The organism is Arthrobacter sp. MYb227, from assembly GCF_002975435.1.
Lineage (GTDB): Bacteria > Actinomycetota > Actinomycetes > Actinomycetales > Micrococcaceae > Paeniglutamicibacter.
Genome location: NZ_PCPT01000001.1, coordinates 47738 through 63427 on the forward strand (window position 1 = coordinate 47738; position 15690 = coordinate 63427).

General features: G+C 56.1%; 17 protein-coding genes, 1 pseudogene and 1 riboswitch. Of the genes and pseudogenes, 4 read left to right on the plus strand and 14 right to left on the minus strand.

Annotation, left to right across the window (positions count from 1 at the left end; all coding sequences use genetic code 11):
* Window positions 1-194 precede the first annotated feature (194 nt).
* A complete protein-coding gene (locus tag CQ018_RS00220; protein ID WP_105547985.1) occupies window positions 195-827 on the plus strand; it encodes a TetR/AcrR family transcriptional regulator C-terminal domain-containing protein in 633 nt (210 codons plus the stop codon).
* A gap of 8 nt (window positions 828-835) precedes the next feature.
* Here the strand turns inward: CQ018_RS00220 and CQ018_RS00225 are convergent, their stop codons facing one another.
* The 4 genes from CQ018_RS00225 to CQ018_RS00240 form a co-directional block, all read right to left on the minus strand.
* Window positions 836-1606, minus strand: coding sequence for a GNAT family N-acetyltransferase (locus CQ018_RS00225; RefSeq protein ID WP_105547986.1), 771 nt, complete (start codon window positions 1604-1606; stop codon window positions 836-838).
* A complete protein-coding gene (gene hisF / locus CQ018_RS00230; RefSeq protein WP_105547987.1) occupies window positions 1581-2351 on the minus strand; it encodes an imidazole glycerol phosphate synthase subunit HisF in 771 nt (256 codons plus the stop codon). The genes CQ018_RS00225 and hisF overlap by 26 nt, the downstream gene beginning before the upstream one ends.
* A 79-nt stretch (window positions 2352-2430) precedes the next feature.
* Window positions 2431-3279, minus strand: a complete 849-nt coding sequence (hisG, locus tag CQ018_RS00235) for an ATP phosphoribosyltransferase (protein ID WP_105547988.1) — start codon at window positions 3277-3279, stop codon at window positions 2431-2433.
* A 122-nt stretch (window positions 3280-3401) separates the two neighbouring features.
* On the minus strand, window positions 3402-3665 hold the full coding sequence (locus CQ018_RS00240) for a phosphoribosyl-ATP diphosphatase (protein ID WP_105547989.1): 264 nt from the start codon (window positions 3663-3665) through the stop codon (window positions 3402-3404).
* Window positions 3666-3819: 154 nt separating this feature from the next.
* Here CQ018_RS00240 and CQ018_RS00245 point away from each other — a divergent pair, with 154 nt between their 5' ends.
* The 3 genes and pseudogenes from CQ018_RS00245 to CQ018_RS00255 all read left to right on the plus strand — a co-directional run bounded on the left by CQ018_RS00245 (window position 3820) and on the right by CQ018_RS00255 (window position 5955).
* Window positions 3820-4233, plus strand: a complete 414-nt coding sequence (locus CQ018_RS00245) for an HIT family protein (protein WP_219843974.1) — start codon at window positions 3820-3822, stop codon at window positions 4231-4233.
* 138 nt (window positions 4234-4371) lie between these two features.
* Window positions 4372-4725: pseudogene (locus CQ018_RS00250) on the plus strand (VOC family protein); the annotation flags it as partial.
* A gap of 90 nt (window positions 4726-4815) precedes the next feature.
* On the plus strand, window positions 4816-5955 hold the full coding sequence (locus tag CQ018_RS00255) for an FAD/NAD(P)-binding oxidoreductase (RefSeq protein WP_105547992.1): 1140 nt from the start codon (window positions 4816-4818) through the stop codon (window positions 5953-5955).
* A gap of 78 nt (window positions 5956-6033) precedes the next feature.
* Here the strand turns inward: CQ018_RS00255 and CQ018_RS00260 are convergent, their stop codons facing one another.
* From CQ018_RS00260 to def, 10 genes are all read right to left on the minus strand, one after another.
* Window positions 6034-7059, minus strand: a complete 1026-nt coding sequence (locus CQ018_RS00260) for an Ldh family oxidoreductase (protein ID WP_105547993.1) — start codon at window positions 7057-7059, stop codon at window positions 6034-6036.
* A gap of 280 nt (window positions 7060-7339) precedes the next feature.
* Window positions 7340-7822, minus strand: coding sequence for a 6,7-dimethyl-8-ribityllumazine synthase (ribH, locus tag CQ018_RS00265; protein WP_105547994.1), 483 nt, complete (start codon window positions 7820-7822; stop codon window positions 7340-7342).
* The gene (gene ribB, locus CQ018_RS00270) at window positions 7819-9096 is read right to left on the minus strand and encodes a 3,4-dihydroxy-2-butanone-4-phosphate synthase (RefSeq protein ID WP_105547995.1); all 1278 of its coding nucleotides are present in this window, start codon (window positions 9094-9096) and stop codon (window positions 7819-7821) included. The genes ribH and ribB overlap by 4 nt, the downstream gene beginning before the upstream one ends.
* Window positions 9097-9098: 2 nt before the next feature.
* Entirely contained in the window at window positions 9099-9740 is a 642-nt protein-coding gene (locus CQ018_RS00275; RefSeq protein WP_105547996.1) for a riboflavin synthase, read from the minus strand.
* 31 nt (window positions 9741-9771) lie between these two features.
* The gene (gene ribD / locus CQ018_RS00280; RefSeq protein ID WP_105547997.1) at window positions 9772-10818 is read right to left on the minus strand and encodes a bifunctional diaminohydroxyphosphoribosylaminopyrimidine deaminase/5-amino-6-(5-phosphoribosylamino)uracil reductase RibD; all 1047 of its coding nucleotides are present in this window, start codon (window positions 10816-10818) and stop codon (window positions 9772-9774) included.
* Window positions 10818-11519, minus strand: coding sequence for a nicotinamide riboside transporter PnuC (gene pnuC, locus CQ018_RS00285; RefSeq protein WP_105547998.1), 702 nt, complete (start codon window positions 11517-11519; stop codon window positions 10818-10820). Before pnuC ends, ribD begins: the two co-directional genes overlap by 1 nt.
* A gap of 152 nt (window positions 11520-11671) precedes the next feature.
* Window positions 11672-11822, minus strand: a riboswitch (FMN riboswitch).
* A 20-nt stretch (window positions 11823-11842) separates the two neighbouring features.
* Window positions 11843-12514: a ribulose-phosphate 3-epimerase gene (gene rpe, locus CQ018_RS00290; RefSeq protein WP_105547999.1), complete on the minus strand. Its 672-nt coding sequence runs from the start codon at window positions 12512-12514 to the stop codon at window positions 11843-11845.
* 53 nt (window positions 12515-12567) lie between these two features.
* Window positions 12568-14121 (minus strand): RsmB/NOP family class I SAM-dependent RNA methyltransferase, encoded by a 1554-nt coding sequence (locus tag CQ018_RS00295; protein ID WP_105548000.1) that lies wholly within the window; start codon window positions 14119-14121, stop codon window positions 12568-12570.
* Window positions 14118-15056: a methionyl-tRNA formyltransferase gene (gene fmt, locus CQ018_RS00300; RefSeq protein WP_105548001.1), complete on the minus strand. Its 939-nt coding sequence runs from the start codon at window positions 15054-15056 to the stop codon at window positions 14118-14120. Before fmt ends, CQ018_RS00295 begins: the two co-directional genes overlap by 4 nt.
* Window positions 15053-15628: a peptide deformylase gene (gene def / locus CQ018_RS00305; RefSeq protein ID WP_105548637.1), complete on the minus strand. Its 576-nt coding sequence runs from the start codon at window positions 15626-15628 to the stop codon at window positions 15053-15055. Before def ends, fmt begins: the two co-directional genes overlap by 4 nt.
* Window positions 15629-15690: the final 62 nt, after the last annotated feature.

Here is a 15690-nt window from a genome sequence, read left to right on the forward strand (position 1 = left end):
AATGCTTGGTGGGCGACGATTCCTCCGGATACTCCGGGAAAAATTTCGAGGAGTGGAGAGGGCCATCACATTAAATGAATGTCGTTCGTTTAATTATGGTGGTTCAGCTCACGTGGCGCAAGGGGTTAAACGAATTTGATTCGTTAGAATTGATATGTCAAAATCCCAACGCACGCAGGAGCACAATACCCGCCATGGCTCGCCCACTCAGCCCCAAGCTCTCGGCCCCCGCTATCGCAGATGCGGCACTTGCACTAGTGGACAAGCACGGCGAATTCACAATTCCCGCCCTAGCCAAGGCCATGTCCGTGAGCCCTTCATCGCTTTACAATCACGTCACATCCAAGGACGACATCATTGAAATGATGCGTGGTCGAGCCATGGGTGAGATTCAGCTACCGCAGGCAGACGGGGATTGGGTCAACACACTACGGCTAATTGCCAAGGGCTATATGCGTTCCTACGCCAAGCACCCAAAGCTCATTCCGTTATTTACCGCCCACACGGTCCGCGACCGCGGTACCTTGCGGGTATACGACCATTTGGCAGAGGCTTTCGCTACCGGCGGGTTCGACGCAGTTGACTCGCTGGCCGCCATCACGGTGCTTGACTCATTCGTGCTGGGCTCGGCACTCGATGCCGCGGCGCCCGCGCAGGTTTGGGCGTCAACCGAGGAAAACTCCGCGGCCCTGAATACCGCACTTGAAGCAGGGCTGGCCGTGCAGGATAGGGCCTGGAAGACCTTTGAGTACGGTCTAGAAATACTCCTAGCTGGCTTCAAAGGTCAAGCAAGTACGGCACCGCAAAGGGCTGCCTCGAGGAAATAATGGTTCATTCAGGAGTCTTGCCGCGGTTGCACGCGGTAGTGATACCGAGAAACGGTTTCAAAGCCGAGGGATTCATAAAGTCCGCGGGCAACGTCATTTAACGCGGTGACCTGTAGCCAAAGCCCAGAGAGCTTGTGGCGAGCCGCTTCCTTGATCAGGCCAAGTAGCAGGGCTCGCGCATATCCACGAGACCTAAAATGCTCGCGGGTCACAACACAATAAATTCCACCAAGCTCACCAACTAAAGCGAGCCGCGCCACGGCTACCACGATGTTTTCATGGATGAGTGAAGCGTAGATTGCTTCAGTGTTTGTGAGAATTTGTACGCTTATCGATTGTTCTGCGGCGAGGCGTGGACCCTCAACGTTCCAAAAGGTTTCCAACCACGCTGGGCTTGGTTGGTTCGAGAAAATCAGTCGTTGATCATCATCTTCATCGTGGGCCTCTCCATCCAAGGCCAAATATTGAACCAGGGTTGGAGAGTCGGCAAGATATCCACGCGCCGCTAAAACTTTATCTAGGTTCTGCGGCAATGAATCGTCACTAATCTGAAAAACCGTCGGCAGCCCACGGGCCTCATAGAGATTTTCAACTTCTACGAGTGTGCCAAGGACGTCCGACGGTTCAGAAAGTGGAAGTACTGAATTTGCACGTTTGGTGACACCGTGCGAGAAGCGGGCTACCCCACCATCAACGGGTTGTTCACTAAGTGCCCGCCATCCCCTGGACATGGTTTCATCCAGGGCGTTGGGCTTAGCGAACCGGGAATCCTGCTTCACGGATCGCGTCCTTGACCTGCTTGATCATGTCATCTGGGCCAAAGTGGAAGATCGATGCGGCAAGTACAGCATTAGCGCCAGCTTCGATGGCCGGTGGGAAGTGCTCCGGTCCCCCGGCGCCACCGGAGGCAATCAGCGGAACGCTGACCTCGGCACGTACGGCGCGGATCATTTCAAGATCAAAGCCGTCCTTGGTACCATCTGCGTCTATCGAGTTCAGCAGGATTTCTCCCACACCACGCTCGGCAGCTTCCTTGGCCCAGGCAACGGCGCAACGTCCGGTACCCGTGCGGCCACCATGGGTGGTGACCTCAAAACCCGAAGCCACATCCGGGTTATCGGTACGGCGTGCATCAAGCGAAAGCACCAAGACCTGCGAGCCGAAACGCGCGGTAATTTCGTTAATAACCTCGGGGCGGTCAACCGCTGCGGTGTTGATCGAGGCCTTATCGGCCCCGGCACGCAGCAGCCGGTCAACGTCCTCAACGGCACGCACGCCGCCACCGACGGTGAGTGGGATGAAGATCTCTTCGGCAGTTTTGGCAACTACGTCATAGGTGGTTTCACGGTTGCCCGAAGAGGCAGTGACGTCGAGGAAGGTGATTTCATCTGCACCGGCGGCGTTGTAACGCTTGGCCAGCTCTACCGGGTCTCCCGCATCGCGCAGCCCCTCGAAGTTCACACCCTTCACGACTCGTCCGGCATCAACATCAAGGCAAGGGATCACTCGGATCGCAACAGTCATGAAGGATCAACTCCTGGAAAAGTAATGAAGATCTGTGAATCTTCGAGGTGTACTGCGCTATGCGTCAGGGGACGGAAAGTTAGATGCGGCAGGCGTGGATCTGGCTGACCAAGATGGCACGGGCACCGAGGTCGTAGAGCTCATCCATGATGTTGTTTGTCTGGTTTTTCTTCACCATGGCACGTACCGCAACCCAATCCGAGTCCTGCAATGGGGAAACGGTTGGGGATTCCAAGCCCGGAGTCAGGCGGCAGGCTTCATCGGCTTGGTCACGGCGCACGTCGTAGTCGAGCATGACATAGCGGCGGGCCACCAGCACACCCATCAGGCGGCGCTTGAGCACCTCAAGGCCCGCCGGATTGGTTCCGGTACGGCCAATAAGTACTGCCTCGGACTTCAAGATGGGATCGCCAAAGACTTCCATGCCCGCGGCCTTGAGCGTGTTACCGGTTTCAACAACATCGGCAATCGCGTCGGCAACGCCCAGGCGTACCGAGGATTCGACGGCGCCATCGAGGCGGACCACCGATGCGTCAATGTTGTTTTCTTTCAGGTAGCTGCGCAGCAGTGCGTCGTAGCTGGTGGCAATGCGCTTGCCATTGAGCTCATCCTGGTGGGTGAAGGAACCTGCGGGGCCGGCGAAGCGGAAGGTTGCGTTGCCGATTCCCAGCGGCAGGACCTCATCTACATGATCGTTGACCTCAGCATCGAGGTAAAGATCGCGTCCGGTGATGCCAACATCGAGGATGCCGCCGCCGACGTACACGGCAATATCGCGTGGACGCAGGTAGAAGAATTCAACATCATTATCCGGATCGACCATGACCAGTTCACGGCTGTCGCGGCGCTGGACGTATCCGGCCTCCAGCAACATGGTCGAGGCGATTTCGGAAAGGGCTCCCTTATTGGGAAGTGCTACTCGCAACATAAGGCGTTTCTCGTTTCAGACTCTGGGGGGGGTATTACGGCATGAGGACAACAAATTGTGGCTTGTTGGCCGCCGCTGCATGGGGATCAAAGAAATGGAAAAATCGATCCCGAAAGCGGCGGCTAGAGATGCTTGTAAACGTCCTGCAGAGTTAGCCCCTTGGCGATCATCATCACCTGAAGGTGGTAGAGCAGCTGGGAGATTTCTTCCGCTGCTGCTTCATTGCTTTCGTATTCGGCAGCCATCCACACTTCGGCGGCTTCCTCGACTACCTTTTTTCCGATGCCATGGACGCCCGAGTCCAGTTCGGCGACTGTACGCGAACCTTCGGGGCGGGCCTTGGCTTTCTCGGAAAGCTCGGCGAAGAGGGTGTCAAAAGTTTTCACATAAACAGACTAGCCCGGTGTACCCATCCGACTCACAACCACCCCCGCAATGTGACGAAGGACTCGCGCCCAGCGCCAAAGATGACGCAACCATGACTAACTGCGGGTATTTGTTGCCCCAGAAACCTCTTAATCTGCGATTAGGCTCATGAGCATGGATGAAGACTGCATTTTTTGCCAGATTATTGCCGGCCGAGTGACAGGTTTCGTCATTGCAGCAAACAAGTTGTGTGTTGCCTTTCTTGACGCACGGCCGCTAAATCCCGGACACACCTTGGTCGTACCGCGCGCACACCATAGAGACTTGCACTCAATGGACGAACAAACCAGTGCCGCAATGTTTAATCTTGCGCAGCAGGTTGCCAATAAGCTGAAATCCTCCGAGCTACCCTGCGATGGGATCAGCTTGGAGATGTCCAATGGCGCCGCCGCCGAGCAATCTATATTTCATGCGCATCTTCATGTGGTGCCACGCCTGATCGGCGATGGGCTTGGTCGAGTCGAGCCACCAATCGCGCGACCAGGCCACGGCGCGCTAGCTGCCACAGCCCGGCTACTTTCCGCGTAGTTGCGGTTGCGGTCGCCAGCTAGCCGACCCTTCCCTGGCGATGATGTACGGGGCTATGCTCAGGAAAATAGACCCTAGGAGGTTTCAATGCCCAGCTTCGGCTTGCCATCGCATATTGATTGATCCGTCTCCGACGTTGAGGCAAGCTCCCAGTGGTATTGCGATGCCCTTGGACTCAGACGTGCTCTGCGTGTGGATCTAGATAACCGAATCATGGTGGTGCTCGTGCATCGCGAAACCGGGTTGATCATTGGCCTGAACCAGCACACAGCACTCCCCATCACGGTATTTGATGATCGGAATGTGGGACTCGATCACATTGGCTTCGGCGTTGCTGAGCGTGCCGAGCTTGATGAGTGGGAAAAACACCTCAGTTCCCTCAACGTGACGCATTCACCAGCCGAGGACACCGCTCATGGTTCGGCGCTGGTTTTCCGCGACCCCGATAATATCCAGCTCGAATTTTGGTGGCCACGCCCCCGGGGACACTAGCCAGAAGCTACAGCACTCTTGACCAAGCTTCTGGCCGGTCGTAGCGTCAAAGACAGATGATCCCTCGACACCTCCGACGGAGTTGATTGCATGTCCACGCGCGTTTTGGTGTTGGGAGCTGGCTTCGGCGGGCTCGAAGTCACGGCCGGGCTCTCGGAACGTTTTGGTTCAAACATTGAAATCACGCTCATCGAACGCAACGAGCATTTTGTCTTTGGCTTCTCAAAGCTTGATTTCATGTTTGGAAAACGTACCAAGTCCGCAATCAAACATGGTTACGGCACACTTGAGAAGCCCGGTGTGCGCGTCGTACGGGCAAGCATCGAAGTAATTGATCCGGTAGCCAAGCGCGTCACAACCGACGTGGGTACTTTTGAGGCAGATTTCTTGGTGGTTGCTTTGGGCGCAGACCTGGATCCTTCGGCAACACCGGGTCTCGTTGAATCAGGCTACGAGTACTACAGCTATGCCGGGGCCGTAGCCGCCCAGACCGCGCTAGAAAATTTCACCGGCGGGCGCATAGTCATTGGAGTTACCGGTACTCCGTTTAAATGCCCGCCTGCTCCCAGCGAAACAGCTCTTATGCTTCACGACTATTTGGAATCTCGTGGGATCCGTAAGGAATCAGAAATTTCGTTGGTTATGCCTCTTCCAACCCCTGTTCCGCCCTTGCACGAAGGTTCCCAAGCCCTTTTGGAAGCCTTTGCGACCCGTGGAATTCGCTGGTTTCCCAAGCACAGTATCGAGAGGCTGGACCCAGAAACCCGAGAGGTAGTTTGTGCCGATGGTCAGGTCTTTCCCTTTGATCTTTTTCTTGGCGTGCCCACACATGTGGTTCCCGAGGTTGTTGCGAATTCGGGCATGGCATCTGATGGTTGGATTCCTGTCGATCCGCTAGGCCTGGAAACCAACTATCCGCAGGTCTACGCCATCGGGGATGTCACGAGTGTGGGCACCCCGAAGGCCGGAATCTTCGCCGAAGGCCAGGGCCGGGTGGTGGTGGAAAGGATCACCGCACACCTCAACGGGACTCCGACGGGTGTTGAGTACAACGGCAACGGCATTTGCTATGTGGGATTCGATGCGCAGCGTGTCGCACGATTCGACGTTACTTTTATTACCGGACAGCGCCCCTACGGAATTTTCGATGCCCCAACCGCGGCCATTTCGCAAGAAAAGGACGATTACGCGGCGTCACGTCTAGTGCGTTGGCTCGGCGCGGAATCCTAAGCATTCTGCCGATGCAGGCTAGGTAAGGCGCCGGCATGTGGTCGAGGTAGGAATTACGCGACCACACACCGGTAACGATCACAACGCTTGTGGAGCCACAAGACCTAACTTCTGGGCAATCCGTTCGAGGTTCTGCGCGGTGGACTCGCGGAGATTTATCGATTTTACGGATGCTAACTGTGCAGCGGTGGGGGTGTTTTCTCCCGGGGCACGCACCGGGCTGGCCCCTGGCTCTAATTCAGTGTTCTTCACATGCTCAATAAACTCTTCAACCTGCGCCGTGTAATCGTTGAGGTCACGCACCTGAGCAACATCAAGGGCAATAATCAGCGTTCCTTGGGCTTGTTTGCTTTCTCGTGCCGAGACGGTGTCCGATCCTGACAACGCTCCACCGAGAGCTTCCACTAACAACGCGAGGCCAAAGCCCTTGAACCCACCAAAGGGTTTGAGATGCCCGTCTGCGCCTACCCAGTCACCGGGAGTTTCATTCCCACCTTCCCGATCAAAGTGCAGGCGTGAGGAAGCTACCTGGCTGGTGGCAAAGTCAATGACCATATGTGGTGCTTGGGCGCGCGGCACCCCAGCGGCAATTGGATTTGTGGAAAGGCGTGGCTGAGTACCACCCGGTGGCAACATCGACTGAAGCGAGCCGTTATTGTTTCCAAAGATCAAGGTCACGACCCCGGCTTCCGCGGCTTCTTCACAAAATGGTGCGAAGCGTCCGGCGAAATCGCTATCACGCACGCTTACCGCACTAACGCCGTGAGCTTTGGCACGCTGCACTGCCAGCGCCGTGGCATCGCGCAGGGCAAAGTGACCATGGGTGCGGTTTCCATTCATTGCCAGTAAGGCGCCGGTGTCTTTCTCGATGGTTGCCGTGGCTGCCGGGTTGACGTTGCCCTCAAGGGCACGATCGATATACTCGGGAAGTTTACGTAAGCCGTGGGAGGCGTGGCCACCAATTTCGGCCGAAAGTAGCTGATCTGCCATGTAGTGGGCGTCGGTTTGGTTAGCCCCTACCGCGCTCATGCATTGAACCGTGAAGTCACGAAGCTCAGCCGTTTCAAATGCGACTTCGTGGGCCACTGGGATCTGGTTATTCACTGCCGTGTTCCTTACGTCTTTAGCTTCGCTAGCTGCTTGCTGATTAAGTCACTACTGCCGGATACTTCCCCGTTCGGCGCAAGGATTCAACTTTATGACCATCAGTGCAATTTCATATGACACAGAATTGTGAGGCGCATCGTACTCGGTAACGTTAACGTGGAACGGTCGCGGAGAGCTTATATCGCTCCCCGCGACCGTTAGGCCACAATACTTACGTGTGGTGCTTCGTAGTACCCAGATTCTTGCATCTCATCATGGCCAGAAGAATCTCAGCTCTTTAGCGACGCACAAGTACCGTTGCGGTCTGCAGTCCCGCGCTCATGGCTTCGTAGCCCTTGTCTTCGATAGAACCTTCAAGACCCGCACGGGCAATTGCCTGCTCTTCGGTGTCACAGGTCAACACGCCAAAACCAACAGGAACCCCGGTGCGTACCGAAACGTCAGTCAGTCCTAGTGTGGCTCCCTGGCAGACATAGTCAAAGTGTGGGGTTCCACCACGAATGACAACGCCCAGTGCGATGACCGTATCGAATTCTGGTGCCAATCGGGCGGCAGCCACCGGCAGCTCAAAGGTCCCCGGCACACGAACCAGCTCTGGTTCGGCGATCCCTGCATCGCGTGCAGCACGCAGGGCTCCGTCAATAAGCCCGTCCATGATCTGGGTGTGCCAGCTTGCGGCAACGATTACCGCACGAATGCCAGCCTTGCCCGCTGCAACAAGTTCTTCTGCGCCAATGATGGGTGCGCCGTGTCCGCTCATGATTCAACTCCTGGTGTTGTGGTGGAGGGAAGCTGCAGCGAATGGTGCAACAGCTCCTGCTTAGTACGTAGGTATTCAAGGTTTTCCGGACGTGCCGCAACTCTGGTGGGCACGCGTTCGCTGACATTTATTCCGGCTTCGGCGAGCCATTGTTCTTTCAGCGGGTTGTTGGTGATCAAACGGATGTGGTTGAACCCAAGCGCATCCAAGATGGCTGCTGCGGCATCATAGTTGCGGGCATCCACCGGCAGTCCGAGTTGTTCGTTGGCGGCAACCGTATTGGCACCACCATCTTGTAAGGCATAGGCGCGGATTTTATTGGCAAGACCAATCCCCCGGCCTTCATGACCGCGCAGGTAGATCAGCACACCGCCGTATTCGTTGATTGCCTGTAGCCCTGCGGTAAGTTGTTCGCCGCAGTCGCAACGGTAAGACCCAAAGACGTCCCCGGTCAGGCATTCGGAGTGCACGCGCACTAGGGGTTCACCGGGCATGGCGCCATCGGGTCCGTTGGCGCTCAGGCTGAGGTGTTCTACCCCGGTGGAGCGTTCGGTCCATGCCCTGACGGTGAATTCACCGTAGGGGGTAGGAACCCTGACCTCGGGCCCAGACTGAACTGCTGCGGCCTTGGTGGTGATGACTGGTTCGGCATCGCTCGAGGCGCGCCAGGCGGCCAAGTCTTCAATACTGACCAAGGGGATCTGCCACAGGTCGGCGAACTCACGTAGTGCAGGCAAACGCATCATCGAGCCATCATCATGAACTAGTTCTGCAATCACACCAACGGGTTCGAGTCCCGCGGCAACACAGAGATCAACGCTTGCCTCCGTATGTCCGCGGCGCACAAGCACTCCCCCATCAACCGAGCGTAGCGGGAAAATATGTCCGGGACGGTTGATAGCCGAGGCTGTGGAAGTCGGATCGGCTAGGACGCGAGAGGTAAGCGCACGGTCGGCGGCACTAATGCCGGTGCTCACTCCGTGGGCGGCATCGCAGGAGACCGTGTAGGCGGTTCCCTTGGCATCCTGATTGTCTTCAACCATGGGGGGCAGCCCCATGGCATCGGCGCGCTCACCGGTCATTGGTACACAGACAACACCTGAGCTGTGTCTAATGGTCCAGCCCATGAGTTCCGGTGTGGCAAATTCGGCGGCGAAGATAATATCGCCCTCATTTTCACGGTCGGCGTCGTCGACGACGACAACTGCCTTGCCCGCGGCCATCGCCGCAATGGCTTCTGCAATTGAATCCAGGCGAATAGTTTCGTTGCTCATCGCTAGACTGCCTTTTCTTCGTTGGAAACTGTTGGGTTGAATGAGCCGAGTCGTTCGGCATATTTGGCCATAACATCAACTTCGAGGTTGACGTGGCTACCCACGATGCGTTGCCCAAGGGTAGTTTCGCGCAGCGTGGTTGGAATGATCCCCACCTCGAACCATTGGTTTTCTTCGGTTGCCGCGGAGACCTCGGTAATGGTCAGGGAAATACCATCGATAGCTATGGAGCCCTTCTTGGCCACGTATTTAGCTAGATCATAGGGAATCGAGAACCTGAATCGATCCCAATCTCCAAGTGATTCGTGCTCGATGAGTGTGCCAACTCCGTCCACGTGGCCCTGGACCACGTGACCGTCAAGACGCCCGCCGGCTTGGACACATCGCTCAAGGTTAATTGATTCCCCGACGGCAAGTTCACCAATGGTCGTGTGGCGCAGCGTTTCACCCATAACATCTAGGGACAGTACATCCCCAGTGATGCTCGTCGCTGTCAGGCACACACCGTTAATGGCTATCGAGCCACCCAAATCGAGATTTTCGGTATGGTTTGGTGCACTAATTTCTAGCACTACCGAATCTTTTTCTGGGGATGGAGCTACCGATTCGATGCGGCCCATGCCGCTAATAATTCCTGTAAACATGAGTTATCCCTTTCAAATACCGTGGCTGCGTTCAGGGCAGCGTTGCCGGCAGTGGTTCAAGGTGAGTAAGTGTGTCGACGCCAAGAATCTGTACGGACTCTCCATCGATGGGATCAAGCCGGAATCTTTGGGCAGCGCTCAGTGTATTGATGCCTAAATCTCCAATACTTGGACGTCCAGCGCCAAGGAAGATAGGTGCCTGATAAAGGTGAATCTCATCAACAAGGTCTGCTGCCAAGAATGCGGTAATGATTGATGATCCGCCTTCGATCAGCACATGTGCGATGCCGCTGGCCTGAAGCCTGCGAAGCACCTCGTGCGGGTCATGGGAATGGATATGTTCCCAGTGATCATCGGATTTCAGCGCTACATCTTCGGCGATCTCACGGTTGCCCATGATGATGCGAAGCGGCTGATTCGCAAGCGGAGCCCCAGACTCATCCCGGGCATTAAGCCGAGGATTATCCGCAATGACGGTTCCGGTTCCCACGATAATTGCATCAACCCGCGAACGGACTTGATGCGCATAGTGCAGCGACTGGGGCGAGGTGATCCATTGGCTGGTCCCATCGGCCGCGGCAATGCGGCCATCAAGGGTTTGTGCAAGATGAAGTGTCGTGAAGGGCCTGAATTGCGTGCGAGCCAAGAACCACCGGTGGTTGAGTTCTAGTGCGGCAGATTCAAGTAATCCTTGCTCAACATTGACTCCCGCAGCGCGTAGACGTTCGGCTCCACCACCGGCTTGGGCCCCCTCATCCCTGACGGCAAAGATCACGTTGCCGATTCCTGCATCGATGATTGCTTGGGTACACGGTCCGGTGCGTCCGGTGTGGTTACAGGGCTCCAAGGTGATGACCATAGTTGCTTCGCGAGATGCTTGTTCGCTGAGCTTTCCAAGCCTGCTCAGGGCATCTGCTTCGGCGTGCGTGGTACCTGCACCGCGATGGAATCCGGTGGCAAGAATATTGCCCTCGGCATCGAGGATCACCGCACCAACCAGTGGGTTAGCACCTCGCACACCGCGCTTGGCGAGTTCCAAAGCAACTCGCATTCCTGCCAGTTGGCGTGCTGCGCGCATTAGTTTGGCACCTTGATCGTGGGATCTGGCAACGAGGTTTCGATGCTTGGCTTTGCATCATTTTGCGCCTTCCACCACATAAAGAAGCCAAAGAGTGTGAAGACACCGTAGAACAAGTACATGAAGGCACTTGCGTAGTATCCCGCACTGAAAAGTAGCGGAACACCGACAATATCCACGATGACCCACACCAACCAGAATTCGACCAGTCCTTTAGCCATTCCAAAGGTCGCCAGTAGTGATCCGACAAACGTCCAAGCGTCTGCCCACACCGGCTCATATGAGCCCAAGGCGCCGAAAATTGGGGTCAGCGCGACGGTTCCAACGACCATGACCGTTGCCATGGAAATGCGTTCCTTGGCGGTAGCCCAGCGTGGCGTGACTGCGTGACCACTGGAGTTTTTGCTTGATTTCCAGCGGTACCAGCCGTAGATGGACACCGCGATGAACATGATTTGTCGTCCGGCTTGGCCCAAAAGGTTCGCCGTTGAGTCGTGCCCAAAAATACTGCCAAGAAATACCGTCAGCAATAATGCGTTTCCGATGATTCCTACCGGCCAAGCCCAGATCTTACGGCGGATACCACCGAGCGCTGAGGCCAGACCAAAGATGTTGCCCACGACTTCGCGTACCAGCAGTGCACTGCTACCTATCGTGATGTAAGAGTTGAAAGCTTCTATGAGCCACCGCAGAAAATCCATTGTCCTCCTGTCAAGCCGCGGCGGCTCCGGGGGGTTCGTGACAACGGTTCACTGCCTTCCTTGGCGAGAGTATGCGATTAAGTTTTGATTTGAGAAGACCTAGTCTTCTGCCATCTCTTAATGCATCCCGCAAAGGGTTACAAGTGTTGCGTGTACGTGCTTCTCCCATCCAGACTTTAACTGTCGGTACCGGAATTTCACCAGTTCAACCATGCTTCCAGGGCTTCAACTAAGAAATCCTTTTGGCACGGGTCGCGGACTATAACCGCCGGTTCGGACTTACACCGACCCCGGAGCACGTTGTGTAGTTGTAGCTTCTAGTATTACACGGAAACCGGAGTCTGGGCCGCGAGGTTGCGTAATGTTTCGATGGCGGCTGCCGGATCTTGCGTCCCGTACACCGAAGAACCAGCCACAAATACATCGGCACCGGCCTCTGCCGCACGCAAGATTGTTTCGCGGGTTACCCCACCATCGACCTGCAAGGCAATGGGCAACCCAGATCCATCAATCGCCTTACGAGTCCTGCGAATCTTGGGCAACACAATATCGAGAAACGCCTGTCCACCAAAACCGGGTTCCACGGTCATCAACAGCACCATATCCAGCTCCGGAAGCATGTCTAGGTACGGTTCGATCGGTGTTGCCGGACGCAACGCCATCGAGGCCTTCGAACCCGCAGCACGCAGATCTCGGGCTAGTTTTATTGGCGCCGCCGAGGCCTCGGCGTGAAATGTTACCGAAGCTGCCCCCGCTTCGGCGTAACCCGGACCCCAGCGATCAACATCACTGATCATTAGGTGGACGTCAAGTGGCAAATCGCTGACTTCGTTCAACCGCTGAACCACAGGTAATCCGATGGTTAGGTTGGGCACAAAGTGATTGTCCATGACATCAACGTGGACCGCATCGGCTGTGTGAATCCGGTGCAGTTCACGTTCGAGGTTAGTGAAATCTGCAGAAAGAATCGACGGGTTAATCTTGCAATTACGCATTGAAACTCCTGTAAAAAGCGGGGGCTGGCCCGGTAATCTAGCGTTGGGGTAGCTTAGGCGGTACGCGTCAGCAAAGCCATGAACATCGCATCGGTGCTGTGAATATGCGGCCACAGTTGCACCGTGCTGCCTTCACCCACCTTACGTGCTGCATTTGCCATTCCCGGTAAGGCGGAGGCTTCCAACGCGGCACCAGTGTCCATCAATTTAACGTTCTTGTGTCGTGCCAAAGCATCATCAATCACGGCAACTGTTTCCGCCGGGTGTGGTGAGCATGTCACGTAAGCGACAACTCCGCCCACACGAACCGCGGAAAGCGCTGCATCAAGTAGCTCACCTTGCAAGATTGTCAGCTCGGCAACATCCTTAGGGCTCTTGCGCCAGCGTGATTCTGGGCGACGACGCAGCGCACCAAGACCCGAACACGGAGCATCAACCATGATGCGGTCATAGCCTCCGGCGTATTCGGTCTCCGCAAATTCGCGACCATCACGTACCGTGATCATCCATGTTTCGGGATCAATGGCGATAAGTGCCTTGGAGACAAGTTCGGCTCGGTGCTCGGCCGGCTCATTTGCCGTGAGCCGGGCACCCTCTTGGGCAGCAAGCGCCGCAAGAAGTGCTGCCTTACCGCCAGGACCGGCGCAGAGGTCAAGCCAGTACTGGTCCTCACCGGCGTCGGGTAGTGGAACTGCGGCCAGTGCGCGTGCAACCAATTGGGATCCAGCATCCTGAACACGGGTGCTTCCCTCGCGAACTGAGGCCAAACGCGCAATATCACCGCCCTGATAGTAGGCGGAATCCTTCACCAAGGTACCCGGTTCCGCACCCTGATCCATTGCTTCGTCAAGTGAGCCAACACCCGGTAGTGCCACAAGGTTCACCACCGGGGCCAGGTTATCTGCTGCCAGAAGATCGTTGATTTCAGTGGCATCCCGGCCGTGAGCAACCAAGGCCTGGCGCAACGCACGAACTATCCATTCGGGGTGAGAATGAACGATTGCTGCCGCTGCATTCTCATCACTGAGGCCTTCGACAAGTTCGGCGCTCCACGTTTCAAGATCTTTCAGCGAAACCTTACGCAGCACTGCGTTTATCAATCCCGAGGCACCTGCACCGATAACCATGCGAGCCAAAGAGACCATCTCATCAAGAGCCGCATGGTTGGGCACACGCATGGCAAGCAGTTGGTGAGCTCCCAAACGCAGCGTATCGAGTACCGCGGGATCGAGCTGAGCCAACGGACGGTCAACACAGCGCGCAAGAATTGCGTCGTAGAGACCTTGGCCACGCAGTGCACCGTAGGTCAGTTCCGTAGCGAATCCTGCATCCCGGCGATCAAGTCGGTTTTCACGAATTCGGTTCGGTAGTACCAAGTTTGCGTAAGCGTCATGCTCCGAAACAGCACGCAACACCTCAAAGGCCGTCAGGCGCGCCTGGTCCGCACGGCGGCCACGGGCCGAAGGAGCGGAGGCGCTGAATTGACGTGGCGCATTTCCACCACGGTTTCGCGTGCGCCCGGCGCTATCGCGCCGTTCTTGTCCGCCACCACGGTTATTAGAGTTACCACGTGGACGATCTGAACGTCCCTGTCCGAATTCGCTCATGCGAATTTCACCTCATCTGTGTTTCCTGAGGCAAGAATTCCTCGCGCCCAATCTGCTGCATTCATCATTTTTTTGCCCGGGGGCTGCACAAGTCCAAGCTCAACACCGTGCGATCCGGTACCAACCAGTACACGGGGTTGCTTGCCCGGCTCAATGCGTACCTGTCCCGGCTCTAGGTCGGTAACCTCGGTTGCCGGCTTCAATGTCCCAAGTTTGAATCGTTGTCCATCAAGTTCGGTCCAGGCTCCCGGATCCGGGGTAGTTCCGTTGATCCGGCGGCGGATCACCAGTGCCGGATGGCTCCAGTTGACCTTGCCATCTACAAGTGTGAGCTTGTGCGCGTAGGTGCTCTCCCCCTGTTGTAGAACACCGGCAAGTTTGCCTGCCTCAAGTCCCGAAAGAGTCTGCGAAAGCAGCACCGATCCCGAGATTGCTAAGCGACCCAGCAGCTCTCCGGAAGTGTCGGCGGGATTAATGGTTTCGGTCAATGTTCCAAACACTGGTCCGGTGTCCAAGCCCTTCTCAAGCTGGAAGGTCACGGCTCCTGTGATGTCGTCACCAGCCATGATCGAGTGCTGTACCGGGGCAGCTCCGCGCCATATTGGCAACAATGAGAAGTGTAGATTGATCCAGCCAAGTCGCGGAATAGTCAATGCTTTTTCCGGGACTAGCCCGCCGTAGGCAACGATTGCCGCAATATCTAATTCAAGGCTTTCAAGCTTTGCCTCGGTTGCTTCATCAATGCGGTTTGCGTGGATAATTTCAATGCCAAGTTCGGCCGCTCGTGCCGCAACTGGTGAAGGGGTAAGTACCCGTTTGCGTCCTACGAGGGCATCTTCGCGGGTTAGGACCGCAACTACATTGAATCCATCGGCGATCAGTTGATCAAGTGAGGCGACGGCGACTTGTGGGGTTCCGGCAAAGAGGACTCTCATCGCTGACCTCCAAAGCTTGCACCGGCACCAAAGCTGGAGCCAAGGGCCGCAGCACGCTCATTGATTGTGCTTGCGGCAACCGAATTGTAGTTGGCGTTTCGCAGCTTGCGGAAGGCTTCCTTTTTCAGTTCTCCGGTGAGTCGATCAATGAAAAGGATCCCGTCAAGGTGATCAGTCTCATGCTGAATGCAGCGGGCTAGGAAGTCTTCGCCTTCAACTACCACAGGATTATTATCTACATCCACGCCGGTGGCACGGGTCCATCGGCGGCGTTTGACTGGGTAGGCCATGCCCGGAATTGAGAGGCAACCTTCGGAGACATCCTCTTGATCGTCTTCGCTCATTTCGAGCACGGGGTTGATGATGTGTCCGCGCTGGCCGGCGATTTGGTAGGTGAAGACTCGTAGCGATACGCCTACTTGAGGGGCGGCGAGGCCTGCGCCCTCAACGTTTTCCATGGTTTCGTCCATGTCTGCAACAAGCTTGCGCAGTACCGGACCAAAATCGGTGACTTCGTCTGCGCGTGTGCGCAAAATCGGGTCTCCAACGATTCGAATACTTAAGACGGTCATGAGATTTCCGTCCCCCTTCCGCCGGCTGAGTCCCGGCAATGTGCTGTGGATGAAGACGCCGT